The sequence below is a fragment of the Chryseolinea soli genome, from assembly GCF_003589925.1.
Taxonomy (GTDB): domain Bacteria; phylum Bacteroidota; class Bacteroidia; order Cytophagales; family Cyclobacteriaceae; genus Chryseolinea; species Chryseolinea soli.
The window spans coordinates 5,174,111-5,198,931 of sequence record NZ_CP032382.1 but is presented as its reverse complement, the minus strand read 5'-3'; the positions used below and the strand labels follow the sequence as shown (position 1 = coordinate 5,198,931).

The following is a 24,821-nucleotide window of genomic DNA, read 5'->3' as shown; positions in this document are numbered from 1 at the left end:
GTCAGTAGTTCGCCAGTATCTCCGATAGCTCCCGGTCCAGCACGACGCGCTTGTTGGCGTGGCGTTTCACTAATTTTTTAAATTCCTGCAGCTCCACATCAGGATTGTGAAGCCCCACCTCGTTCATAAAATTCCGGGCCTGCGCCGACTCTTTCATTTCATCGCGGTACCCCGTGCCATAGGCTGTTTTAAAAAACGTGAAGCCTGTGATATACAGTTCATCAAACTCCGCCTCCAGCAATGCGTAGAGCGCCGAATACCCTGTCGTGGGCCTGAAACCGTTCAATGACGATGCGATGCGTTTGTATAAACCACGGGGCAGAACATATGTTCTTTGAGCGGACAAATACTTCTTATAGAAGTTGTAGCTATTCCTTAGCCCCGTCCATTCGTTCCGCGGGTTGATCACATACTGAATTCCCTGGCGCCGGTACATCTCGAAATCCAGCGGGCCACCCCCGCTATACAGGTTCTCGAGAAAGCAATGAAACAGGATGTCCGTCCGGATCCCGATGTCCTTGCTGCTTTTTCCAACGTCGACCGTGAGGGCCGATTTGTTTACCCGCACCACAATGTCATAACCGTCGATATCTTTGCCCTTGTCTGTATTGAAGGCCGAGCTTGCCGGTCCCACGATAGCAATCCGTTTGGAACGAAAATAACTTGAATCAAATCGTTCGATATGGGAAAAGGCGAGCTTTAAACCCTTCAGCGCACGTATCAACTTATTCATACTATTGAGAGAATGCTTTTTTAAACTCTGTAACAAAAATCGAAGATCCTTCCTTGTTCACATGGTCTTGATCCAGGAACAACTCAGGCGCCTTGATGTGCTGTGAAAAGTCAGAAACGGTCAGGTGGTTCGCCTGTGCCAGCGAGTCCATGGCGTGGTTCAGGCTCCGGCTTCTTGGATCGGCTTGAACCAAGGAGTCATAGAAAGGGTGAACCGGGTATTTGACCGCGATGATCTGATATCCCTTGCCGCGGATGCTTTCAATCAGTTCCTGGTACTCCACCAAAAGTTTTCTGCTTTTCAAACTATCGGGAAATTGATCCTGAAACCGGGCCGTGGCGTGTGCGCGGCTAAAGTAACGGTTAGCATCGGTCTGCTTTTTATGAAGGGACAAGAAAAACCGCTTCAGATCGAACTCGGTATCCGGGTCAAAGATCAAAGGAAGCGCGTTGACCACGCGTTGGTTCAAATAGGCGTGATTCAGGATGTTATTGATGCGATTGTTTTGTTTGACCTCCCGGTAGGGAGAGATCAAGTGTGCATCGAATGGGAGCACGACAATTCTCTTCGTTCCGCCTTGGCTGTGTTCTGCGGCGAATGTAAATTTTTGCTTCATGTCGGAAATGTTATCCGATCCGTTGGCAAAATTATATACTTTTTTATCGGTGTTACTGAACCACGCCCGATCAGCATGCGAATCGCCCAGCACCAGCACTTCTACATTTCCGGGAAGGTCAAGGTACTTCTTTGCATAGGTTCGCAAATTGCCACCGATTAAAAACACATAGGCGACATCGAACAGCAAAACGATGCAGAGACAAAACCCGATCCGGATGAGAAAAGTCTTCATTTCTTAGAATTGAAAATAAATAAATTCGATGTTCTCGTTCGTCCCCTTTCCAAAAATCAGCAAGGCGATGGTCAACAGGATAATGTAGACCTCGTCGCGCACAAAAGCATGGGGTTTGCGTTCATCTTTCCGGGCAAACCAATCCAAGATCAAAAACAGCACGACGAGTTTAAGGCCGTCCGTTTCTTTGGGCATGGCAAACAGGTTCCGGGTCATTCCTTCAAAATAGTGTACCGCGTCGACCAGTGAACTTGATCTGAACACCACCCACCCGATCGTGACCATGGCAAACACCAAACTCATTTGGAGGAACTCCTTCAGTGTAGGCAGCTTCCTGTCGTGGGCCACGATTTTGTCGCTGTGCTTCCGGTTTATATTCAGCAGAAACAAAGGAACGTACAACAACGCGTGATAACCACCCCACACCACATAGGTCCATTTGGCGCCATGCCAAAATCCACTCAATAAGAAAATGATAAAGATATTTTTCAACGAGCCCCACTTCCCATCTTTTGATCCCCCCAAGGGGATGTATACATAGTCGCGGAACCACGACGACAGCGATATGTGCCAGCGACGCCAAAATTCTGCAATGTCCCTCGAGAAATAGGGAAACTTGAAGTTTGTCAGCAGTTCAAAGCCCAGCAGTTTTGCCGTGCCCAGGGCAATGTCGGTGTACCCGCTAAAGTCGCCATAGATCTGAAATGCGAAATAGACCGCACCCAAAACCAGCGTTGCCCCGGAGTACGACTCGTGGTGCCCAAAAATTTGATTGACGATCACCGCCAGACTATCGGCAACGACCAGCTTTTTAAAGAGGCCCCACAAGATCAGCCGCATACCTTCCATGGCCTGCGAATACTGGAACGTGCGCGGCTTGATCACCTGTGGAAGAAGGTGATTGGCGCGCTCGATGGGTCCAGCCACCAAGAGCGGGAAAAAGCAAACAAACACGGCGTATTCAATAAAATTGCTGGTGGGTTTCAGCTTGCCGTTATGGATGTCAAACACATAGGACATTCCATGGAACGTATAGAAGGAGATGCCCACCGGCAACACAATTTCCAGAATGTACGGGTGGATCTCCCACCCCATCTTCTGTGACATTTGTTGGAATGACTCTGCGAAAAAATTGTAATACTTAAAAAACCCGAGGATGACCAGATTGTTTGCAACACTGAGCCACAAATACAATTTCTTTCGGGTGGTGGACTGGTAGATCGCTAATCCAAAAAAATAGTCAATGAGTGTGGAGAGGATCAAAAGAAATACAAAGCGCCAATCCCACCAGCCGTAGAAAATATAGCTGGCCACCAAAATCAGAATGTTCTGCCACCGGAAACTCTTGCCCGTAACAAACCAGTACAGGAAGAAGAACAAGATAAAAAACAACAGGAAAGTAACAGAATTAAAAAGCATGCCCGATGTTCTTTATTGGGTTAGTTAAGGTTTGTACCTATATCATAAACTCCCGGAAGGAATGTATGTAGTGACCGGTTGATGAATTCAAATCGGGATTGTTGTATCCCAAAAAATCGATGTTGTTCACAACGGCAGCGTCATGATCATTGACCGAATCGCCTATCAATACGGTAGTCGCCGGATCGTAACCATGTTTCTGCATTAATTCTGCAATAAGTTGATTCTTGGGTGTTGGCGATCCGTGGATGGAGCGGAAATATTTTCTAATATCCAGGCGCTCACAGATCTTATTCAGTTCCACGCCATCTGACCCGGAAACAACATGCATCGGCAGTCCCTGATGGGCCCGCTTCACAAAATCCAATGCATCGTGGATCAAAAGCTTCTCGTTGATCAGCAACTCCATCATCACCTCCGAGAAGCGTCCAGCCAACTCCAATATCCGGTCATTGTCGATCGACTCGCCGCGAATGGTCTCAAAGAAATAACGGAACTTCACGTAGCGCGAAAGACCGCCGTTTTTATGGTGATAGACCAGCAACTTGTCCACTTCCTCCTTCGGATAGCCCGACAAGGTTCTCCTAAACCCTTCCTCGCGAATGGGCATGGAGTCCATCAGGACACCGTCGAAATCCCAGAGAACGACTTTATACTTTGAAAAGCTTATCATATATGGCTTCTGCGATCAGGAAATCGTCAACCCAATCAATGTCAAATGACTTGATCTTGTCCTGTTCATACAAGAAAGGCTTGGCTCCAACGCGGTTGTGATCTTTTATGTAAATATCCCGCGACGTGATGAACATCGCGTGATTCACTTCATACAAAATGGGCAGGTCTTGTGTTCGCGGCCAGCGGTTCGCGCCTGCATCATAGTTGAATACATTGGCGTGGCTATCCAACAAAAAATTCTGCAACGGCATCACACCGATGAGTGAATCATAGCCCTCCTCCAATTTCGAAAAGTAGCTGTCGATCCCGGCATCATAGTCGGCACCCGTTACAAAAGGTGTCGTGGTGTGTCCCCAGAGAATATGCTGATGGGGAATTATTTCCGGGACGTATTTAATCAAATCAGTCAATACGGTCGTGTCCAAACAAAGACGGTCCGGGCGCTGCACGACTTTGATTTTCTCCTGCGACGGATCGATCTGTTTGGCGATCTCCATGGACAATTCATCGTTTGTCGACAGCACGACGCTCGACAGCCTTTCGGACTTTATCAGTTGCCGGAGCTTCAGTTCCAGAATGCCACCCTCGATCCCTGCAAAGGGTCTGGTGTTCTTCGATTTCACACGCTGACTACCCTTTCGCGTAGGCAGAAAGAAACAAATATCTTTTTTCATGTTATACCAGATATGAATACACAGACGCCACGGGAAGGTTCTTGTAGTTTGTTGGTGTTAAAGAATGCAACGAGGGTCCTTGAGATTTTTTGAAAGCATCGATGAGAAATTCGTTCTCGTCGGAAAGGTTTTTCTCGAGTTGCGAAATGGTGCTCTCCTGATAGCCGTCGTAGCCCACCAGGTGAATTTCGCGTGCGCCTAAGGCCAGGGCCGTCTGTAGTGCCAAGGCCGTATGAGAATCCTGCAAACGGTCGGTGAAGGTGATACTTTCCAACTCAAAGCTTTTGTCGCTGATGGCCGCGGGAACATAGGTGCCCATCTTTCTCGGGAATGGTGGGAGCACACATTGACCATTGAAATGGCTGAGGTTGTGGAAAACACTCTCCAGCCGGTGGCCTTCGTTGCCTACCAGACAAAAGAACTGGTCGGCCGATATATCTTCGTAGTTCGCGGCATTTTTTGAACTGGCGTGGATGAGGCAAGGGTTGTCCAACGTGCGAATGAATTCCTTCACGGCCTGTTGATGCAATTTTGCATTCGGACCGCCACCGACGATAATCACCTGGCCGTATTTTTTCGAAGGTTGAAAAACAGGAAGCTTTTGATTGTCCTGTACCTTTTCCTTTTGATTGTTCAGCGCACGTATGATGCTGTTGAAAGAATAAAATCTCCGGGTGACCCACTCCATCACGTCTTTCTGCGGAAGGGAATTTGCACCGGAAACCATGTAGGGCAAATTCGTACCCCAGCCGTGATGTTTCTGTAAGTTCTCGAAAGCATCCACGACATTGCTCAACGCATTGAAATCAACTTTCTTTCCTTCCTTTGCATTGAGGGCCGTCAACAGCAATTCCGTTTTGAGGTTGCCGGCGCCACGTCCCATTCCTGTCACTGTTGCATCGATTATCGCTGCGCCGTGCTCCACGGCTGTCAATGAGTTGATGAGTGCGAGTTCGAGATTGTTGTGTCCGTGAAATCCAATTTTGCAACTCGTGCGTTGCTTCACGAGGTCGATGGTTTCCTTAATGTCTTGAGGATATACGCCACCATAAGAATCGACCATATAAAAATAATCGGCTACACCGTCGACTTCTTTGATTTGTGAAAGGAAGTTGCCGTACTGTTTCCACTTGCTCATGTACATCACGTTGAACCCGACTTCGAAGCCCATCCGTTTGATGCCTTCCGCCAGCTTCAATGCCCGACCTAAGTTCTCGGGATCCAGTGCAATGCGCACCATGTCAATAAAACCCTTACACGGCGATAACAGGTTATCCAGGTGCTCGGGCCGAACATCCTTTTCATTGAGAATGATAACCAGCCTCTTGTTCGACAATTTCTTTACTTTCTCCAGCACATAGTCGGGGCAATAGAAATATTCACCGAGATATTCTTTCATCGGATTACTTCTGTATCCGATTTCCAGATAGTCGATCGGAAGCTCGTTGAAGGACGTAAAGTAGCTATGAACAAGCTCCTGATGGAAATCCCATTCCGTATAGTAGCCTCCGTCTCGGAGTGTGCAGTCCAGTATCTTCATGGTTATTTACTCAAAGTTAATAATATTAAGAGTCCAGAAACTAGTTATTTCCTGAATTTTGTAGTGTTCCACATCCGTTTTAGCGGCCTCTTTCAGGCTCTCCCATAAGTCATTGTCCAACCCAACGCGTTCGAGTGCGCTGAGGAATTCGGCTTCATTGGATCGGTCGTAGAGAATGCCGTTTCGTCCTTGTTTGATAATGTGCCGGGGACCAAAATCGCAGTCGTTGCTCACCACCGGAATCCCCGATGCCATGGATTCGATGAGCACATTCCCAAAGCTCTCGTGCGCCGAGTTCAAAATAAAAAAACGTGCCTTGGCAAAAAAACGATACGGGTTTTGCTGGTATCCCAGCAGGTAAACCTTCTGTTCGGCCGACAAGTCGCTAATCACTTTTTCCAACGCAGGGCGTTGTGGCCCCTCTCCCAAGATAACAAGCGAATAGGTTGCAGCCAGTTTTGATTTCAAAAATACCTGGATCAGTTGTCTGAAGCCTTTGCTTTCGTGAAGTCTGCCAGCCGTAACGATAAATTTTCCGTTTTGTAACTGCGGATAATCGTCTATTGACTCGGCGCCAAGACGCTGAATGCTGGGGACATCTATGGGATTCGAAATCAGGACCAATTTCTCGGGTGCCAAAAAATACTGATAACAACCATCGTATAGCCCTTTCGATGGCACCACTATCTTTTTAACATTGGGGCTGATCGAAAGGATTTTCTGAAAATAACGTCGATAAAGTTTTTTCTTGTAGATAAAGATATTGGACTCGATCCGGAAAATGATCCGCCGGTAGAATGTAAAAAATACAAAGAGGTTGATGCCCATGGAAAAGGAAACCAGATAGCGCGGGCGGTGACGCCTCAGCAGCGCGATAAGGGTGAAGAGCGACAGCATCTTTCGAACGGTCTTGAACTTCCATTTTGGATTGTCGAGCACAATCGAGTTCTCCACGAGCTCTTTTTCATTGTAATCAAAAACTCCCTTCAGTAAAATAAACTTAACCGCATGGCCCTGACGAATCAACTCCAGGCCGATCCTGGAAGCTGTCCGCTCCGTACCTCCTAATTTGAAAGATCCAACGACGATAAAAATCATAAGTCTACTTTACTCCTTGTTCGTTAGGTTGGCTTGCGTCGCGTGCAATGGATTCCAAAAGAACTCCTTGCTCGATTTTATTTTCTCGATGGGCCAATCCCACCACTTCAAACTCATCAGCTTGTTTATTGTTTCGTCATCAAATCTATTTCGCAGCACTTTCGCCGGATTGCCGCCCACGATGGCATAAGGAGGAACATCCTTTGTTACAACCGCCCCCGCGGCAACAATCGCACCATCGCCTATGGTCACGCCGCTAAGCACAATAGCTTTGGCGCCAATCCACACATCGTTACCGATGACGATCGCCCCTTTGCTGGTATAGTCACCCGAAATTTCCGTTTTGAAAACATTCTTTCGAATGTAGTAGGACGTCACTTTATCGGCATGATGGTTATCCTCGGCAATCAACACGTCCTGGGCAAGGGAGCAAAAACTCCCGATGCGGATCGCATTGATCTTTGCATTGAGCGTGGTGTTGGGGCCGTTGATGATCGAATACCTCCCAATGGAGATTTTGCCGGTCATCGACACACCGCTCATCCGCACATTTTCGGCAATGTCGATTTGCCCGTTGAGGCGGACGCCTTTTAATTTTGCCGACTTGTGAACGCGGGCATCTCCGGCCAATCGGATATAGTTGGTGTTTCTCAACCACGATGCCAGTTTCTCTCTGAAATATTGCCCGATGTTCCTCATAAGCTTATTCGTAAAGAGCGTTATAGTAACGATCAACCACCTCCGGCGACAAGTGCTGAAGGAGGATCTTCTGGTTCGACTTCAACCGGTCTGCCGTCGCCTTGTTAAAGCGAAGGATGTCGTCAACCGACCGGACCTCGGTGTGTCCCATCACGCTCAATCCCCATGCCCTGAACACTTTAAATAATGTGCTCTCCTCTCGCATGATCAGAATTTTCCCTAGCCACAGCAGGGCCAGGGCGTTGTTCGAGCCTTGTTGCCGGATGTGGAAAAATACAGCCACGTCAATCTCCTTGATGACGTTCATGTATTCATCGTAGGGCATAAAGTTCTCAATAAAAGAGATGTCGTTCAATTGCGCCTTGGCATAGGGCAACAGTGATTTCTTATAGTGCTCAGAGCCACCATAGGAGGCCGGCATGATAACCGACAAGTGGTTTGCATCCGGGAGGCCTCTTAAAAAATCGATCATCTCGATGTGATTGTTGGTCGGATTCAACGAATTGCCCATGAGCACTTTCAATTTCTTCGAGAAATCCAGGTTCAGCACGATATCCGGATCTCCTTTGAACAATTCGGCGGTTGACAGATATGCAAAAACAAGTTGCTTCATCTGAGAGCCTGCGGCATCCTGTACGAGTTGAAAATCGCCCGTTACATAGGTACAGCACATCTTTATCTGACGCACAGCCTCCAGCTTTTTCTCTTTACCTGGTCGGAGCATTTTGAGAAGCCATGCCTTAACGATTTGCTTCAGTGGCTTTTTACTTTTGGCAAGCGAGGCCGTTTTGGGCAGATATATGTTTAGCTTGTCGCCAATGAGCGAGTAGCCGTCGGCTCCCCAGAGGAACCAATAATACTCCGGATATCCCGGGTTATCCAGGATAAGGTCGACCGCATTTCCTCCGAGATAATGGATGAATACCCGCTCATACTCCCGGGCTTTGAAATTCGTCTTTTTTAATGCTTTATACGATGCAAAGAATTCAATCTTTGGCGACTTCGCATAGTTGCTTGATTCGCTAAAAACAACGTACCGGTTTTGTGTTGATATACGTTCGCACTGTGCAATAATCGTTTCTATGAAGGGACTATCCGTGAAGACGTGCAGGTACATATCTATCTTGTTTTTCTATAGGATTTAACCAATGCTAATAACTCTTTTAGGGCCGATAAGTTAAAGACCCAGCACAATAAAATATACAGTATGCCAAAGACAATGCTTCCGATGGTCATTTCGGCGATGATGCCCAGTTCAACCGCCGCAAAAGCATAGTAAACGGCAATTCCCGTGATGAGTGAAATAAAGAAGTAGGGCATAAAATTCCGGATCAGCGCGAACAAGCTGGTATTGATAATGATCCCCAAAAAGTATAGCTCCGGCAAAAACGCCAGCAATGACGTGATACAATAACCGTAGATCATGGGCATAATGCCGCCGGAATAAAGTCCCACCACGATCCCTACAATCATGAGCAATCTTGAAAACACACCCACCTTAAACATCAACAAGGTCTTTCCTCTGGCCAGGTAGACGTTGCCGCTCAGCGTGCCAATGGCCTGAAACATTCCCAATAAACTCAGCACCTGAAAAAGCGGGATCACCGGTCGCCAATTGTCGCCATACACCATCAGGATCAGCGGCTCGGCAAAAATGGAAAGGTTGATCATGACGGGAAACGATACAAACGCAATGGCCCGCGAGATCTTCAAATAGATGGAAGCAATTTTATCGACGTCATCCTGAATCAACGAGAAAGACGGGAACAACACTTTGGTAATGGTTCCCGAAAGTTGCTTCACCGGCAACAACATCAACGAATACGCTTTGGTATAATAGCCGAGATCATTTTTTCCGAGAAACCTTCCCACCAACAAATTGTCGACATTCCGCATCCAGTAGTTCAAACTCTTGTCGCCCAGCAACGGCAGGCTGAACTTGAACAAGTCTGACAGGAACTCGCGTTTAAAACAAAACGATGGCCACCATCCTGAGCGCGTGTAGTTGAGGTAGGTGTTGATAACGATCAGGGCATACTGTTGAAGGATCAATGCCCAGAAACCCCACCCATAGAGCGCCGCGGCGATCCCCATGCCGCCGCTCAGTACGACCGAGACGAGGTTACGGTAAAATATCTGTTTGAAGTCGACCTGCTTGATCAGGAGATTTGACCACACCACGCCAACAGCATTCACCAAAAAACTGAAGGAAAACACCTGGGTGATCGGCTTGATGAGCGGCTCGTGATAAAATTCGCTGACAGGACCCGCCACCGCGAAAGTAACCGCTGTGAACAAAGCTCCCAACGCCATGTTGAGCCAAAACACGGTGCTATACTCCTCGTGAGAAACATGTTTCTTTTGCACCAGGGCCGCCCCGATGCCGAAGTCCTTGAGGATCTTTAAAAAACCTGTAGCCAGCGTGACCATCGCCACCAGGCCAAAATCAGCAGGGGTCAGCAACCTGGCGAGTACCGCCGTCACTCCAAGGCCCACCACTTGTGTGAACACTTGATTGACGGTGGACCAATACACCCCACTTAAAATGACCTTCTTGATCTGTGTCACGATTTCTTAAAGAATTGAAGGATGCGAGCGATTACAAAATCCTGATCGGAGGGCGACAGGGTGTAATAAAACGGAAGTCTCACCAGTCTATCCGTGAAAAAATCGGCATTGACCAACTCTCTACCGTCATGCTTCTCGTGATAGAACGGACTCTTGTGAAGCGACAGGTAGTGAAATACAGGGTGAATGTCTGCGCTCTTGCAGTGATCGATAAACGCTGTTCGCTGATCGAGACTATCCAGCACGAGGTAATACATGTGCGCATTGTTGTAGCATCCCTCGGGCAAGAACGGAAGGTGAGACGCAGCAATCCCCGCTGCGCGGAAAGCGTCATCGTATTTTTTCCACAGCAGTTTGCGCTGGTCTTGGATGTCCGTTAAATGCTCGAGCTGGGCAAAGAGAAAGGCGGCGATGACTTCTGATGGCAAAAAAGAAGAACCGACATCCACCCATCCATACTTATCTACTTCGCCACGGAAAAATGCACTGCGGTTGGTGCCCTTTTCACGAATGATCTCCGCACGTTCAACAAACCGCGGGTCATTGATGGCCAACATCCCTCCTTCTCCGGCGATCACATTTTTCGTTTCATGAAAAGAGAACGCCGCCAGGTGGCCGATTCCTCCCAGAGGCTTGCCTTTATACCACGAATCAATAGCCTGAGCTGCATCCTCCACGACAAAGAGATTGTACTTTTCGGCGAGCTTCATTAAGCTATCCATATCACATCCCACTCCGGCATAGTGAACGGGCACAATAGCCTTGGTGCGCGGCGTGATCAGGCTTTCGAGCTTGGTGACATCCATGTTCGGCGTGTCCTTCTCGCTGTCGGCAAAAACTATTTTAGCGCCCCGCAACACAAAAGCATTTGCCGTGGAAACAAACGTGTAGGATGGCATGATCACCTCGTCACCGGGTTGAATGTTAATGAGGATCGCCGCCATTTCCAGGGCATCGGTGCAAGACGTGGTGAGCAGGCATTTTTTGAAGCCAAAACGCTCTTCAAAAAACTGATGGCATTTCTTTGTAAACATACCGTCGCCGGAAATTTTCCCGGAGGCTACGGCTTGTTGAATGTATACGGTCTCTTTTCCCGTAAGGAATGGCTTGTTAAAAGGAATCATATTCATTTTTTAAATTGGGCGGGTACTCCCGCATACAAACCCGGGCGGTCGAGGTGATCGATCACCACAGCACCTCCTGCCGTGCGCACACCCGGTGCAATTTTAATATTATCAATGACGATTGTGCCGATACCCAGAATGACGCCGCCGGAGATCTCCGTGAATCCCGCCACTTTCACGCCGGGAGACAAAAACGAGCCCTCGCCAACGGTGGAGTGATGCGCGATGGTACATCCGACATTGAGCAATGCATTGTCCTTTATCTCAACGTCCATATCCAACACACAACCCGGATAGATAAAAACGCCCGAACCCACCGACGCACTCTTGTCTATATAACTGCTGGAATGAATGACCTTGCCAAAAGGCACAGTGTTCCTGAATCGCTCATAGAGTTGTTGCCGGAAGGCCATGTGGTTGTACCCAATGCCGATCATGAGGCAATCAAACGCGCCGCGTTCAAAAGTCGCCAAAACATCGTTGACTCCACCCCAAACCTGCACGCCATGCTTTACTGTGCCCGGGGCTTCAAAGTCATCAAAAAAGCCGGCAGGTTCATAGTGCCCGTCTTCGCGCGCATGGTAGGCAATCTGCTGCCCAAGGTCTCCGGATCCGATAATAGCAAGTCTCTTCATAAATGCTTCGGTAAGTCCTCCAGTGAAGTGATGCGGCGCACAGATGCATTCGGATAAGCGCCGATCCTGTCAATCAATATTGCCTTAATCCCCAGGCTCTGCGCCGGCTCGACATCCAGTTTGATGGAATCGCCTATGTACACCATGTCTTGCGCATCAAATCCGCTCCGATCAATCACGCGTTCATAGAACGCACGCTGAGGCTTCCTGATCTGCTCCTTCTCCGATCCCAATATCCATTGAAAGGAGACCTGAAAGTGCTCCGTCAATTTCTCTTCCAGCGAGCTGTTCCAGTTTGAAATGATCCCCAACGGCAAATCAAGCTTTTTCAGGATCGATGTATCCGCAAAGGGAACCCATGGAAGATACGTGCAGGCCTTGAAAATCTCGCTCAGCAAATGATCGGATGGAATGATGCCCAGCATGTAAAGCAAGTCCTTGTTAAATCCGGTATAGAATGCGCTCGACGTTCGATCCGGGAATTCGATAACTTCCGACAGGAGCTTATGTTTTAGTATTATTTCCTTGATGTCCGTCTCAAATCCATGCTCTTTCAACACGCGCTGGATAGCGAGATATACCGCGGGCTTCTCCAGCAGGGTATTGGCAACATCAAAAAAAACTACCTTGGCCATGAATCTCGTTTAATGAATATAAAATGTATTCTTATTGTTCTGGATATCTTCCAGGCTTTGTCCGGGATAGATGATATCCAATATCACCCGAAGCGCCGTCCCCTTCGTTACGGCCGGAGGAGACGGGGGTTCATTAAAAAAATACTCCTGAACCGTGTAGGCCACGTCCTGGAAGCCGAACTGCGACCGCACGGAATTTGTCCCCGAGATCCGACAGTTGATCTCAAAGGGAACAATGCCTGCGTCGGTGACCCGCGATTGAATATTGAATGATCCGGAAAAAGGAAAATGCGCGAGTATCTTTTGAACCAGTTTTCCGAGCGGTTCGTCATACTCAAAAACCACCTCTGCTTTCGCCGTGTTTCCTTGTTCAAGTTCACGTACAAAGGTGATCATCCCATGAACCCCACCTTGTTTATCCACATAGACGGTGGTCGTGATTTCGGGGCCTTCCAAATATTTTTGAACGACATAACTGTCGTCAAATTTTTCAGGATTGGGGGGATTCACATAAATGTTGCGCGATCCCCTGCCCTCGCGCGGCTTCACCACATACTGGTCGAATTCACCTTTGTAGTGTGAAGGCAATATGGAGGTAGCGAACGGAATGTCATACTGCGAAAATTCCTGGAAGTTCAAATACTTATCCAAACAAAACTTTGTGATCCAGGCCGGCGAACAGGCTACCGGGCAGGCAAACATTTCACGGGATGCTCCGAGATAATAGGATTCATAGTCCGTGCTTGGAATAATGAGCCCGATATTTTCCCGGGTGACCAGTTCCTTCATCACCCCGATGTAGGTTGGATCATACGAATAGGGAACCTCGTACACCGCATCACACAAGTAGTTTCCAGCGCTGACCTTGGAAATGTTTACACCCACAATTTCAATATCCCTGGCCATGCTTCGAATATTCCGAAGAATTCCTTGTCCGACGACGCCCCCGATACCCGTGACCAATATTTTTTTCATGGCTTTATCAAATCATTAAGCGTTTGTTCTATCGAATAAAGCGGCGCAAAGTTTAAGCTTCGGTAAGACTCCTCCACCTGATACACAAACGATGGCGATTTATCCGTGCCGCTAAATTCCACCGTCGCGTGCGTAAGTAACCCGATCTGCCCTGCTATTTCCGCATTGGAATACGATTTCGCACCAACCCCCAACGCAACGATGTTCTTGTCGGATTGTGCCGCGAGCAGACACAGGCGCGCTGCGTCTCGCACGTCAATATAATTTTGAAGGCGCCCACCATCTCCCCACACGACAATGGTTCCAGCCTTAGCCGCTGCAATCATTCTGGGGATCATGGTCAGGTTATTCATCCCTTGTCCAAGGATGGATGAAAACCGGAGGATGGCGAAATGTTTGTGATTCCGAACGATCGCTTCGCCCGCCAATTTCGACATGCCGTAAAGGTCAGGATTATTAAACGGACTGTCCACGGCAATTGGCAGTTGAAGCGGTGACCCATAAACCGAAACGCTCGAAGAAAATACGATTCTTGATTCCGGATACGACAGCGAAAGGTCGGCCACCAATTCAATGTTCGTTTTGACCAACGCAGCATCACCGGATTGAAACGCACCGTAGGGAATATACGCCCCCAACAAATACACCACATCCACCTCAGGCACGGCCTTCTTCAGTGTTACCACATCTGAAAAATAATTGTCCCGGCCCGTCATCTCTTTTCTTCCCAGAAGAATTATCCGCGAACGCTCCCCTGCCGACAATTGAGTCAAGACCTCTCTTGCCAGAAAACCATCGGGGCCGACCACAAGAATATTCTTTGTCATGGCATTACTTTTTTTCCACTCGCAACCACAATGAATTTCTCCTTTTGGCGAAGGAAGAAGGATTCAAAATACCGGAACGACATATAGCTTACCAAAATGGTAAACCCAAAGATGAGCACGTATAGCAAGCCATTGAAAAGCACCAAATTTTCATTTCCAAAAAAATGCTGCACACCCGTAAAAACAAAAAACATCACCAAGGGGTGGTACATGTACACACCATAAGAAATATCCCCCACAAAGGTGAAAAACCGGCCTCTGAAGAACGCGTGCTTGTCGTTGATGTTCAAAAGAATGAGCATCAGAAAAAAGAATGACAGCAGCAAGTAGTGCATGGAAAACCACAACATGAGCAGTGCGGTCAAAACAAAAAAAGTGTTTGCGAAACGCGGTAGCCGCGCATACACCCGTTCCAAACGGCCGTGAATTAAAAAATAGGCCCCGATACCGCCCATGGCCATCAACTCGATATTGAACGACTGCAGGAATGAAGCAACGATCTTTAGCTGTGGAATGCTTCGGCCCCCAAAGATCGCCGCGTAATAAAGCAAAAACTTTACAACGATAACCCCTATCAAAAGCATTAACACCTTATTCTTAAAACGCTTGAGCAACTGCGGCCACAGGATGTAAAATTGCTCCTCCACGCCGACTGACCAGCTTTGCGCTGCTCCGGGAACGGCTTTGAAAAGTATCAATGCCAGGTTGGGGAGGAACATCAGAAACAGAAACAATCGCCATCCGAAATCTTCATGCAGGGAGGACGCCAAAGTATGATAGCGGCTGCCTTCGGAAAGTCCGAAATGAGTGACAATGAACGGAAAAACAAAGAATGATAAAACAGTGATCAAATAGTATAGCGGCCAAATGCGAAGAACTCGCCGAACATAGAACTTAAAGGCGTCAATATCTCCTTTCAAGTTTAGTTCAGTTAGCAGCAAATACGTGATCAAAAAGCCGCTCAGCACGAAAAACAAATAGACTCCATTTTTTCCGAGTCCTTCAATAAACGAGTAACCGTAACCATTGAACAGGCTTCCAATATTTTCCCTATGCTTATAGAGTTCAATATGATGGAATACCACGGCTAGTGCCGCTAGCCCCCTTAGTTCGTTCAGGCCTTTAAAAAAAATGCTCATATCTTAAAGGTCCTCGATTTGCTTTAGACTGGATACAAAATTGTCTCCTTCCCAATGGGCCTCACCTGCTAATTGCCAATTTTGCTTTATTTGATTGTTTAAATGATCCAATTTCCATTGGGACGGAACCTCTACTTTCTTCACGTACACATTAAATTTAAACTTGTTAAGAGGAATCCCATTGTTGGTTGCCCAAAATGCCGTAAAATCTCTTATTCCTTGTGCCAGTCGATTTTGATTAATACGCGGAGAGTTAACCCTGAAGGTCCATTTTGCCCAGACAAATCCGTATAGGTAGGAACCGGGCATTCCATTCTTGTCAATAATCGGCAGCCAATACGTCTTTCCATTCTCACCAACAGCTTCTATTGCAATGATATGATTATAGCCGTCGAAGTGACTATCCAGGAATAACGGGTGATGACATATACCAAAATAAATTTTACTGAATTTACGCGCAGGACTCGTTATCTTCTGGATAATCCGTTCCGGAGCGCTATTCTTGAATCCTATTTTCGTCTTCACTGCGTTGACCAAATCCGAATTGTACGAAACGTTTAGTTGGAGAATCACAAAAAAAACTAACAAGAAGGTAATGACGCGAATTTTGAATTGCTTTAACGTTAAATTTTTCAGCAGCTTAATATTATCTGTGTCTGCAATATATACCGGTACCGGTGTATATCCACAATTGTCCTCCGTACAGCGTTCAACAACTCTATCCTCAGCGACTTTACGATAAACCAGCTTAGAAATTTGATATACTCCAGGGAACTTCATGATAAGACCAAGTGGAAACAATGCCGGCAGGCGAAGAAAGACAAAAATATAAGTATCTATTCCCTTCAGTACCTTGCCCTTTGACGACACTGAAAAAATGGAGTTTAGAAGTTGCTCTTGCGAATAGTTTGAAAGTGCAGGAGTTTGAGCCGCGTATCGTTGGACACTCTTAAATTCAATGACGTTGAAAACGTCGAAATGAGACAGAATAATTTTCACACGGATACACAACGGGCACTCCTCGTCATAAAAAAATTCCAACAGAGGTTTCTTCGCTTGGAATGCCTTCCTGATTTTGCTCCAAGTACCAACGGGCACCAGCAGAAGATAAAAAGACATCATACCGAGCCCAAACCATGGAATGGGGAACATCACTACAATACCGATGTGCAAGCCTACCCCAACGACGAATAAGAACCATCTCCATTTTTTTCTCCAAAATAAAAAAATGAACAGTAGCTCAAAAATCAAGGTTATGTAACCCAAACCAAGCATTACCCACTTTAGATTCAGCAAGAATGATACATTGAATTGTGTGGTTTGTGGAAGCGATACCGGCGCCCACATGCCAAGCCCGCTGAGCCAAATATGAGACGTTAGTTTAAAAAAAACGGAATCCAGGTAAGTAAAGCCGACGGACATTAACGGAATCGCATAATAATGTAATGCGTTCACTTTCCGGGTTGGTTCCAATTGGAAACGAGTTGTTGAGTATTTCAGCTTACTTCTAAGCCTGTCAAGGGAATTCACCTGGCTTACATTCAAAAATATCAGCAGGAAATTTGTCCCCACAAACATGTAGAACATATGATACTCATAGGATTGAATGGTTCCAATAAGCGTAACGGAAAGGATATAGTTAACAATCGCGGCATATCGGGTATATAGCCCTACGATTAGAAAGACAAGCGATATCATCCAAAATATTAATGGAATGGCAAAATCAATCTCCGAAGGAGACAGGTAGGGTATCTTATCGAATACAAGGTGACGAAAATAGAATAGCTGAATGACTTCACACAATAGCACCACACCGTAGACTATTCTAAACAGCGCCAAGCCAGAACCGTCTATCTTTTTCGTATACGCCCTCTCAATCACATCTATCAAATATCTGATCATACCTTAATGTAATTATTGAGATTCATTGTATTACCCAACTTACTGCTCAGCGCTAATTATCAGAGTAGTACCCAGAGTCGTTTTTCGCTCTATATCCGTACCCATACCCATATCCGTATCCATATCCATATCCACCGTACCCATAGCCAAGTCCAGACTTTCGCAAATCGTTGAAGAGAATGCTAATATTTGTAAGTTTCCCGGTCGAATAAAAATCATCCAGATGCTCCAGTGCTGCGCGCGGTGTAAAATCCTGCCTCACCACAAACAGCGTATGGTCTGCGAATCCGGACAATACAAACGCATCAGTAACAAATGTCAACGGTGGCGTATCGATAATTACGAAATCAAATTGCTTACGTAGATGTTCGATCAAATCTCCCATAGCGGGTCGAATTAGCAATTCGCTTGGATTAGGCGGCATTGGCCCACCGGCTATGAGAAATAGATTACTTACTTCACTGGATTGAATGACTTGTTCCAGTGTCGCCATACCCGAGAGGTATTGACTCAAGCCCACATTATTGTGGAGACCTAAGTCGTCATACAATTTGGGTTTTCTTAAGTCGGCACCCAGTATCACGGTTCTTTTTCCCGCCAATGCCAATACTGTCGAAATGTTCAAAGTGGTGAAAGACTTTCCTTCACCCGGTATAGAAGAAGTCACCATAAACACCTGGTGATCCTTGTTACTGGTGAAATAATTCAGGTTCGAACGCAAGGCCCGGAAGGATTCCGCCATCGCCGATCTTGGCTTGCGATACACAATGAGCGGATCAGATGCTTTGTTATGTCCGATGCCTCCGATTACGGGAACACCAGTCAGTTTCTCTATATCCTCTTTGGACTGAATTCTATCATTCAAAACCTCCAGTAGCAGGAAAACTAAAAGGGGTACGAGCAACCCTGAGGCCACGCCTAAGGCATAGTTCTGCACGATCTTCGGTGTCAACGCTCCTCCTGCCATTGGCGGATTGACAACGACAACATCGGATGTTGTCGAAGCCTTGGATAGTCCGGCCTCCGCACGTTTCTGCAAAAGGAAGATATAAAGGGTCTCTCGCAATGAATAGTTCCGTTGAATCCCGACGAGCTCACGCTCGGTCCTGGGTAATTTTGCGAGCTCATCGTTCACCAGTTTTATTTGATCATTGATAAACTTTACATTTATTTCCTGTGTCTTTCTACTATTTTCAATGGTCTTACCAATATCCTTCTTTATTAACTCCATCCGCTGCAGGGCACTTTGCAATCGAGGGTTATTCTGCAAATTTTCAACACCCTTCGATTTATTGGTTTCATACAAATTAATCTGAGCCTGAAGTTCAATGAGGCTGGTTATTAAACCGCCTACAACCTCATCCGTAATACCGACACTGGCGGGGGTAAAAACAACATCATATTGATTGCTCTCCAAAAGCTTCTCTATGTAAGCGAAGTAATTATCAATTAGATGGTATTGAAATTTCTGTTCTTCATACCCGATAAGCTTCTGATACAAACGGTCGGTCTCCTCATCCAGGTTCGTAATGATATTGCGTTTCTTGAAATTCTCCACTTGATCTTCATACATGGACAACGAATCACTAATAATCACAAGCTGGTCGTCTAGAAACTGTAGCGCCATGGTCGCTGCTTTGTTTTTCTTCTCTACGTCATAAAATTGATATCGCTCAATAAACCGAGTTAGGAAATCAATTTCTTTCTGTGGGACAGCTCCGGTAATTTCGAGGTTCACAACCGCCGCTCCGGGTTGCGCCCAATTCGCATTCAACCGGTTGGAATACTGCATCGCCATGGAGACCGGGTTGTTAAACCGGACGGTAAATCTTTTACCCCTGATTTCTGCAAGAGATCCGACCCTTTGAACAATCAGAACCGAACCATTGACCCGAATGGTATCCGAAAAATGAAGAGCCGAAAATTCATTGCCCATTTCTTCATTTTCGCCCAGATGCTGCAAACTAAAGGTCTGATCATCCTTCACGGTAAAATAAAAAGATTTCCCGTAAGGAGATTTACTTTCGGGTAGCACTCTAAACTTCACAGGGAAATCCGGATCATAGTACTCCGTAGTCACAATATCGCCTTCTCTGAAGATTGAAATCTCAAACCCCAGGCTTTCCAGAACTTCCTGGATGAGGGGATAGGACTTCATAATGTAAATTTCATTCAGAAAATTTCGGTAGGGATTCAACAGTTCATTGTTGTACAGAAATTTGGCACCCAGGTTTTCATCGTTTTCCTTTATCAGGATCGAAGCCCGAATGGGATAGGTTCTGGCGCTGTATCGGTTTGTCGTATAGGCAATGAAGACCGCTACGATCAGTGACAACACAATCAAATACCAAAACTTGATGGCGCGTGAGGCCACGCGCTTAAAATTGATTTGCAGACTTCCAGCGTTTTTGTTTCCGGAAGCCTCCGTAAAGTCTGATGCCGGTGTGGTAGAGGTGCTCAACTGTTAGCGGGTCAAGGTTATAATCAATGCTGTAAAGGATATCAAAGCCGTGACGACGGCTAGATTCGGGAGAAAATATTTTCTGAAGGGTCTTTGCTTCAGGGGGGGCACAATGATCACGTCATTCTGCTGGACGTAGTAATATGGCGATTCAATAAAATCCTCCTTGAGAAGATTAACATAGTAAACGTCGGTCCTATTCTCCACTTGCCGCACAACTTTTATGTGGGTTCTATCCGCTAACTCCCCCAAGCCACCGCCAAGGCCTATTGCCTCCATCAATGTCAAACGCGTGTTGGTTGAGGTAACGGTTCTTTCTCCGTTCACCTCGCCCAAAAGCGTAAATCTGAAATTCAATAACCGCACCCGAACCACAACGTCCGGCAAATACTTTCCCGCAACAGCTTGAAGCGAATCGCGCGCAGCAAACAGGGTCAGCCCGGCCATTTTCATTCTGCCCAGCACGGCAAATTCAATATAGCCGTCGCCGTCCACCAAGATGCCGTTTTGGGCTGAGTTTCCCCCGCCACTCCCTCCTCCTGAAGAAGTTCTCTGCTGCGGAGTTAGTTTGGAAAGAAAATCAAAGGCATCGGTTTCATCGCTGAGGGTCTCAAAATTAATGGCAAGCAAATCCAACGGCTGAATGGTGTACTCCCGTATTTTAAGCTGATGCGTTCTCAGCACAGTGTCTTTCGGAATTTCATCGCGGTTCTTCAAATCATCCTTCTGCAGATAAACCAACTTCCGGTTGGGAACACACGAACTTAGGGCAATCAGAGCAAGCCCAAAAATCAGCCAGATACGGTTCATTTATTAAGTTTTTAAACTGCCAAAAGGGGCAAATATAATCCAATAACTTCAAATGCCTTTGCCAAACGTCCATCCACGGCCAAACCAGAAGGTACTTCGGGTCCCCGACATTTCCGGTCCATCACACGGCAAGAGCGCTAAAATCTATCCATCCAGGTTATTTACTCTAAACCCCTCGGCTTCAAGCAATTCTCAAGGCACATCGGGTTTGCGGTGCAAATATACCAGCCTGGACAGATTTTACCACCGTCAAACGCCACCCCAGACCGACACTTTGAAGAAAAACACCGCGATCCATTCCAATGCCCGCGAGAACGTAACCACGTTATGAAACCAAAAAAGACGGGTTCAGAAGGCTTTCCTTGTTATACATCAAGACCCCCGTTGCCGTTTCGTCGCGATCGCCCTGTGCCTGGCTTCTCACGGTCAATCCCACCTCCCGCACGATCGCGTCCGCCGCTGCAGTATCCCACTCCATCGTGGGGGCATAGCGGGGATAGACATCGGCCTTTCCCTCGGCCAAGAGCATGAATTTCAGGCTACTCCCAGCCGAAACCAACTCGGGGGCCGTCAGCCGGCCGATAAAGGCCTCCGTTTCGGGATTCATGTGCGACCGGGAGGCAACCACCCGTAATCCTGGCTGAGTAAGGTCGGTTGGTGGCTTCCGGGGAAGGGGCGCGGGGAAGGGGCCTCGCTTCAAAAACGCACCCTCACCCTCTGTCGCATAAAACACATCGCCCGTGACGGGCACCGCCACTACCCCCAGCACGGGCCGACCTTGGTGGATGAGGGCGATGTTCACCGTGAACTCATCGTTACGTTTGATGAATTCCTTCGTGCCGTCCAGGGGGTCGACCATCCAAAAGTAGCCCCAGTCTTTGCGTTCGACGTAAGGAATGGTTTTGCCTTCCTCGCTGAGAATGGGGTAAGCGGACGACGCCTGTAGTATGGCCGTGATGGCTTGGTGTGCTTTCCGGTCGGCCAGGGTTAACGGGGAGTTGTCGCCTTTGGCTTCGGCTTGGAAATCGTTGGAGTGGTAGACAGCGAGAATCTCGGCGCAGGCTTTTTCTGCGGCAGTGATGGCGGTGATTAGGAGCGTGGGTGCTTGCATGTCAGTTTGAACCGCTAAGGCGCAAAGGGCGCAAAGTTAACGCAAAGGGTGCATCGGTACTTTGGCAGTTTTGTGCGGTTAGAGTTTGTTTACGAATCTTTTGAGGCCCTGTCTTAGTAAAGGGACGTTAAAGTTAATAAGAAATCCCAACCTCTTTTGGGCAAGTTTCATATAACTGATGAGTTGAGCTTCGTGGATCGGCAGAACTCCCTCTACAGCTTTTAGCTCCAGAATTATTTCGTCTTCAACCAGGATGTCGATCACATAATCCTTGTTCAATACCTGACCCTTATAGATAAGCGGAATGGGGACAAGCGAAGCATACGCAATACCACGCAAAAAGAATTCCCTCGTAAGACAATGTTGATATACAGACTCCAGCAAACCCGGCCCCATCTCACTATGAACCGCTATAGCACAATTAATAATTTCGCGAGACAAGGCATTCAATTGATCTGTAGTTTTCATAACCGCTAAACATGATGACTAAATTTACAATCCATGAAGCAAAGACACAAAAAAAACGCAAAGGCATTTCTTTGCGTTAACTTTGCGTCTTTGCGTCCTTGCGGTTATTTTTTTTGCTACACGATCATTCCCGCCGCCACCGTCTCATTCGTCCCCTCATCAATCAAAATCACGCTTCCCGTGATCCGATTGCGCCGATAGCTGTCAAATGCCAACGGCTGCGCTGTACGAATCTTGACCCGCGCGATCTCGTTCATCGTCAATTGCTCCACATTCTCGATCCGGTGCAAGGTGCTGATATCAAGCTTGTACTGAATCTCCTTCAACACGCCTCTCACCTCTTTGGTGTTGTGGCGCACGTAGAGTTTTGTATTCAGATGGATCGGCCGCTGGTTCATCCAGCACAACATCATGTCGATGTCCTGGTCGGCGTGCGGATGATTGTTGGGTTTGGCGATGATATCGCCGCGGCTGATGTCGATCTCGTCCTCCAGCGTCATGGTGACGGACATGGGCGCGAAGGCTTCTTCCAACACCTCATTCCCCAATGAAATGGATTTGATCTTCGACGTAAATCCGGAAGGCAGCACTACCACGTCTTCACCGGGTCTGAAAATGCCTCCAGCCACGCGGCCTGCATAGCCCCTGAAATCATGATACTCCTTCGACTGCGGCCGCACCACATACTGCACCGGGAACCGGCTATCGATATGGTTATGGTCACTTTCAATGTGCGCCGTTTCCAGCATGTGCATCAAAGTAGCGCCCTGGTACCATTCCATGTTTTCAGAACGGTGTACTACGTTGTCGCCGACCAGTGCGCTGATAGGAACGAACTGGATATCGGAGATCTCCAGTTTAGAGGAGAAAGCTTTATAGTCTTCTACAATTTTCTCGTAAACGTCCTCGGCATAATTCACCAGGTCCATCTTGTTCACGCAGACAATCACGTGGGGGATCTTCAGCAACGAGGCGATAAACGAGTGGCGATGGGTTTGCTCCACCAAGCCTTTGCGCGCATCGATAAGAATGAGGGCCAGGTTGGCTGTTGAAGCGCCGGTCACCATGTTGCGGGTATACTGAATGTGGCCCGGGGTGTCGGCAATAATGAACTTGCGCTTGGGCGTGGCAAAGTAGCGGTAGGCTACATCGATCGTGATGCCTTGCTCCCGCTCGGACTTCAATCCATCCGTAAGCAGCGACAGATCCACATAGTCAAACCCTTTTTTTGCGCTGGAAGCTTCCACCGCTTCCAACTGATCTTCAAATATCGATTTGCTATCGTACAACAAGCGCCCGATAAGGGTACTCTTACCATCATCCACACTACCTGCTGTCGTAAACCGGAGAAGTTGATTATTCACGTTACTCATAAACTTAATGCCTTTAAAAAACTTGTGTTGACTTTGGTTGCTTGCTTGCCCGCCGAAGCTTCAGCGAAGGAGGGCCCGCCGACTAGCCCGTCGTAGCTTTAGCGAAGACGGGAGCTTTAGCGACGGTGAGCTGTTATCCTCACCACAAAGCCCCTCTTAAAAATATCCACTCTTTTTTCTATCCTCCATCGCCGTCTCCGAACGCTTGTCGTCATGACGGGTACCGCGCTCCGTTTTACGCGAAGCGGCGATCTCTTCAATGATCCTCTCCACCGAATCGGCATCCGACTCCACCGCCCCGGTGATCGGCATATCGCCACAGGTACGGAAGCGAACGATCTTACGGGTAGGGACTTCATGCTCCTTCAGTTTCAACCAGGGTGACGTAGAGAGGAGTGCGCCATCGCGCTCGATCACTTCGCGTTCGTGCGCCAGGTACAGGCTTGGAATCGGAATGTTCTCGGCCTGGATGTATTGCCACACGTCCATCTCGGTCCAGTTACTGATGGGGAATACCCGGAAATGCTCGCCGATGTGCTTGCGACCATTGAACAGGTTCCAAAGCTCAGGACGCTGGTTCTTCGGGTCCCATTGACCAAACTCGTCGCGGTGCGAGAAGAAGCGCTCTTTGGCACGGGCCTTTTCTTCATCACGACGGGCACCGCCCATGGCGGCATCGTATTTATTTTGTTCGATGGTGTCGAGCAGTGTAACCGTCTGCAGGGCATTGCGGCTGGCGTTGAAGCCGGTCTCCTCTTTCGCCCTGCCCTTGTCGATGCTTTCCTGTACGGAGCCTACCACCAACTTCACGTCGAGTTCTTTCACCAGCCAGTCGCGATACTCCATTGTCTCCGGGAAATTGTGGCCGGTGTCGATGTGTACCAACGGAAAGGGTATGCGCGCTGGGGCAAAGGCTTTGCGCGACAGAAAGGCCAGCACGATGGAGTCCTTGCCTCCGGAAAACAACAACGCCGGTCTCTCAAACTGCGCCACCACTTCACGGATCACAAAGATCGCCTCCGCTTCCAGCTCTTTTAAATGACTTAAATAATATTGACTCATCCTGGTGTTATTACAAATTCTGTTCTACTTCTTGATATTACGC

The 24,821-nt window shown here is 47.6% G+C and carries 23 protein-coding genes; all 23 read right to left on the bottom strand.

Annotated features, from left to right (window positions below; genetic code table 11):
* Position 1 precedes the first annotated feature (1 nt).
* Positions 2–733, bottom strand: coding sequence for a glycosyltransferase family 29 protein (locus D4L85_RS22135; protein WP_119756353.1), 732 nt, complete (start codon positions 731–733; stop codon positions 2–4).
* Between the two features lies 1 nt (position 734).
* The gene (locus D4L85_RS22130; protein ID WP_119756352.1) at positions 735–1,583 is read right to left on the bottom strand and encodes a hypothetical protein; all 849 of its coding nucleotides are present in this window, start codon (positions 1,581–1,583) and stop codon (positions 735–737) included.
* A 3-nt stretch (positions 1,584–1,586) separates the two neighbouring features.
* On the bottom strand, positions 1,587–3,002 hold the full coding sequence (locus D4L85_RS22125; protein WP_119756351.1) for an MBOAT family O-acyltransferase: 1,416 nt from the start codon (positions 3,000–3,002) through the stop codon (positions 1,587–1,589).
* Positions 3,003–3,039: 37 nt separating this feature from the next.
* Entirely contained in the window at positions 3,040–3,675 is a 636-nt protein-coding gene (locus tag D4L85_RS22120) for an HAD family hydrolase (protein WP_119756350.1), read from the bottom strand.
* Positions 3,653–4,351 carry an acylneuraminate cytidylyltransferase family protein gene (locus D4L85_RS22115; protein WP_119756349.1) on the bottom strand — a complete coding sequence of 233 codons (699 nt, stop codon included), beginning with the start codon at positions 4,349–4,351 and terminating at the stop codon, positions 3,653–3,655. The genes D4L85_RS22120 and D4L85_RS22115 overlap by 23 nt, the downstream gene beginning before the upstream one ends.
* 1 nt (position 4,352) lies before the next feature.
* Positions 4,353–5,891, bottom strand: a complete 1,539-nt coding sequence (locus D4L85_RS22110; RefSeq protein WP_119756348.1) for an aldolase catalytic domain-containing protein — start codon at positions 5,889–5,891, stop codon at positions 4,353–4,355.
* Positions 5,892–5,897: 6 nt separating this feature from the next.
* Entirely contained in the window at positions 5,898–6,989 is a 1,092-nt protein-coding gene (locus D4L85_RS22105; RefSeq protein ID WP_119756347.1) for a glycosyltransferase, read from the bottom strand.
* Positions 6,990–6,998: 9 nt separating this feature from the next.
* Entirely contained in the window at positions 6,999–7,688 is a 690-nt protein-coding gene (locus D4L85_RS35040) for a CatB-related O-acetyltransferase (protein WP_269467495.1), read from the bottom strand.
* A 4-nt stretch (positions 7,689–7,692) separates the two neighbouring features.
* Positions 7,693–8,805, bottom strand: coding sequence for a TDP-N-acetylfucosamine:lipid II N-acetylfucosaminyltransferase family protein (locus tag D4L85_RS22095; protein WP_119756346.1), 1,113 nt, complete (start codon positions 8,803–8,805; stop codon positions 7,693–7,695).
* A 2-nt stretch (positions 8,806–8,807) separates the two neighbouring features.
* On the bottom strand, positions 8,808–10,256 hold the full coding sequence (locus tag D4L85_RS22090; RefSeq protein ID WP_160143911.1) for an MOP flippase family protein: 1,449 nt from the start codon (positions 10,254–10,256) through the stop codon (positions 8,808–8,810).
* A complete protein-coding gene (gene rffA / locus D4L85_RS22085; RefSeq protein ID WP_119758895.1) occupies positions 10,253–11,380 on the bottom strand; it encodes a dTDP-4-amino-4,6-dideoxygalactose transaminase in 1,128 nt (375 codons plus the stop codon). Before rffA ends, D4L85_RS22090 begins: the two co-directional genes overlap by 4 nt.
* A 2-nt stretch (positions 11,381–11,382) precedes the next feature.
* On the bottom strand, positions 11,383–12,015 hold the full coding sequence (locus D4L85_RS22080; RefSeq protein WP_119756344.1) for an acetyltransferase: 633 nt from the start codon (positions 12,013–12,015) through the stop codon (positions 11,383–11,385).
* On the bottom strand, positions 12,012–12,650 hold the full coding sequence (locus D4L85_RS22075; protein WP_119756343.1) for an HAD family hydrolase: 639 nt from the start codon (positions 12,648–12,650) through the stop codon (positions 12,012–12,014). The genes D4L85_RS22080 and D4L85_RS22075 overlap by 4 nt, the downstream gene beginning before the upstream one ends.
* Positions 12,651–12,659: 9 nt before the next feature.
* Positions 12,660–13,625 carry an ATP-grasp domain-containing protein gene (locus D4L85_RS22070; protein WP_119756342.1) on the bottom strand — a complete coding sequence of 322 codons (966 nt, stop codon included), beginning with the start codon at positions 13,623–13,625 and terminating at the stop codon, positions 12,660–12,662.
* Positions 13,622–14,452, bottom strand: coding sequence for an NAD-dependent epimerase/dehydratase family protein (locus D4L85_RS22065; protein ID WP_119756341.1), 831 nt, complete (start codon positions 14,450–14,452; stop codon positions 13,622–13,624). Before D4L85_RS22065 ends, D4L85_RS22070 begins: the two co-directional genes overlap by 4 nt.
* Positions 14,449–15,591, bottom strand: coding sequence for an acyltransferase family protein (locus D4L85_RS22060; protein WP_119756340.1), 1,143 nt, complete (start codon positions 15,589–15,591; stop codon positions 14,449–14,451). The genes D4L85_RS22065 and D4L85_RS22060 overlap by 4 nt, the downstream gene beginning before the upstream one ends.
* A 3-nt stretch (positions 15,592–15,594) precedes the next feature.
* A complete protein-coding gene (locus tag D4L85_RS22055) occupies positions 15,595–17,493 on the bottom strand; it encodes a DCC1-like thiol-disulfide oxidoreductase family protein (protein ID WP_119756339.1) in 1,899 nt (632 codons plus the stop codon).
* Between the two features lie 52 nt (positions 17,494–17,545).
* The gene (locus tag D4L85_RS22050; protein ID WP_119756338.1) at positions 17,546–19,954 is read right to left on the bottom strand and encodes a polysaccharide biosynthesis tyrosine autokinase; all 2,409 of its coding nucleotides are present in this window, start codon (positions 19,952–19,954) and stop codon (positions 17,546–17,548) included.
* A 3-nt stretch (positions 19,955–19,957) separates the two neighbouring features.
* The gene (locus D4L85_RS22045; RefSeq protein ID WP_119756337.1) at positions 19,958–20,764 is read right to left on the bottom strand and encodes a polysaccharide biosynthesis/export family protein; all 807 of its coding nucleotides are present in this window, start codon (positions 20,762–20,764) and stop codon (positions 19,958–19,960) included.
* Between the two features lie 325 nt (positions 20,765–21,089).
* Entirely contained in the window at positions 21,090–21,875 is a 786-nt protein-coding gene (cysQ, locus tag D4L85_RS22040) for a 3'(2'),5'-bisphosphate nucleotidase CysQ (RefSeq protein WP_119756336.1), read from the bottom strand.
* A gap of 78 nt (positions 21,876–21,953) precedes the next feature.
* Positions 21,954–22,343 (bottom strand): GxxExxY protein, encoded by a 390-nt coding sequence (locus tag D4L85_RS22035; RefSeq protein ID WP_119756335.1) that lies wholly within the window; start codon positions 22,341–22,343, stop codon positions 21,954–21,956.
* Between the two features lie 116 nt (positions 22,344–22,459).
* Positions 22,460–23,716 (bottom strand): sulfate adenylyltransferase subunit CysN, encoded by a 1,257-nt coding sequence (gene cysN, locus D4L85_RS22030; RefSeq protein WP_119756334.1) that lies wholly within the window; start codon positions 23,714–23,716, stop codon positions 22,460–22,462.
* A gap of 156 nt (positions 23,717–23,872) precedes the next feature.
* Positions 23,873–24,778: a sulfate adenylyltransferase subunit CysD gene (cysD, locus tag D4L85_RS22025; protein ID WP_119756333.1), complete on the bottom strand. Its 906-nt coding sequence runs from the start codon at positions 24,776–24,778 to the stop codon at positions 23,873–23,875.
* Between the last annotated feature and the right edge of the window lie 43 nt (positions 24,779–24,821).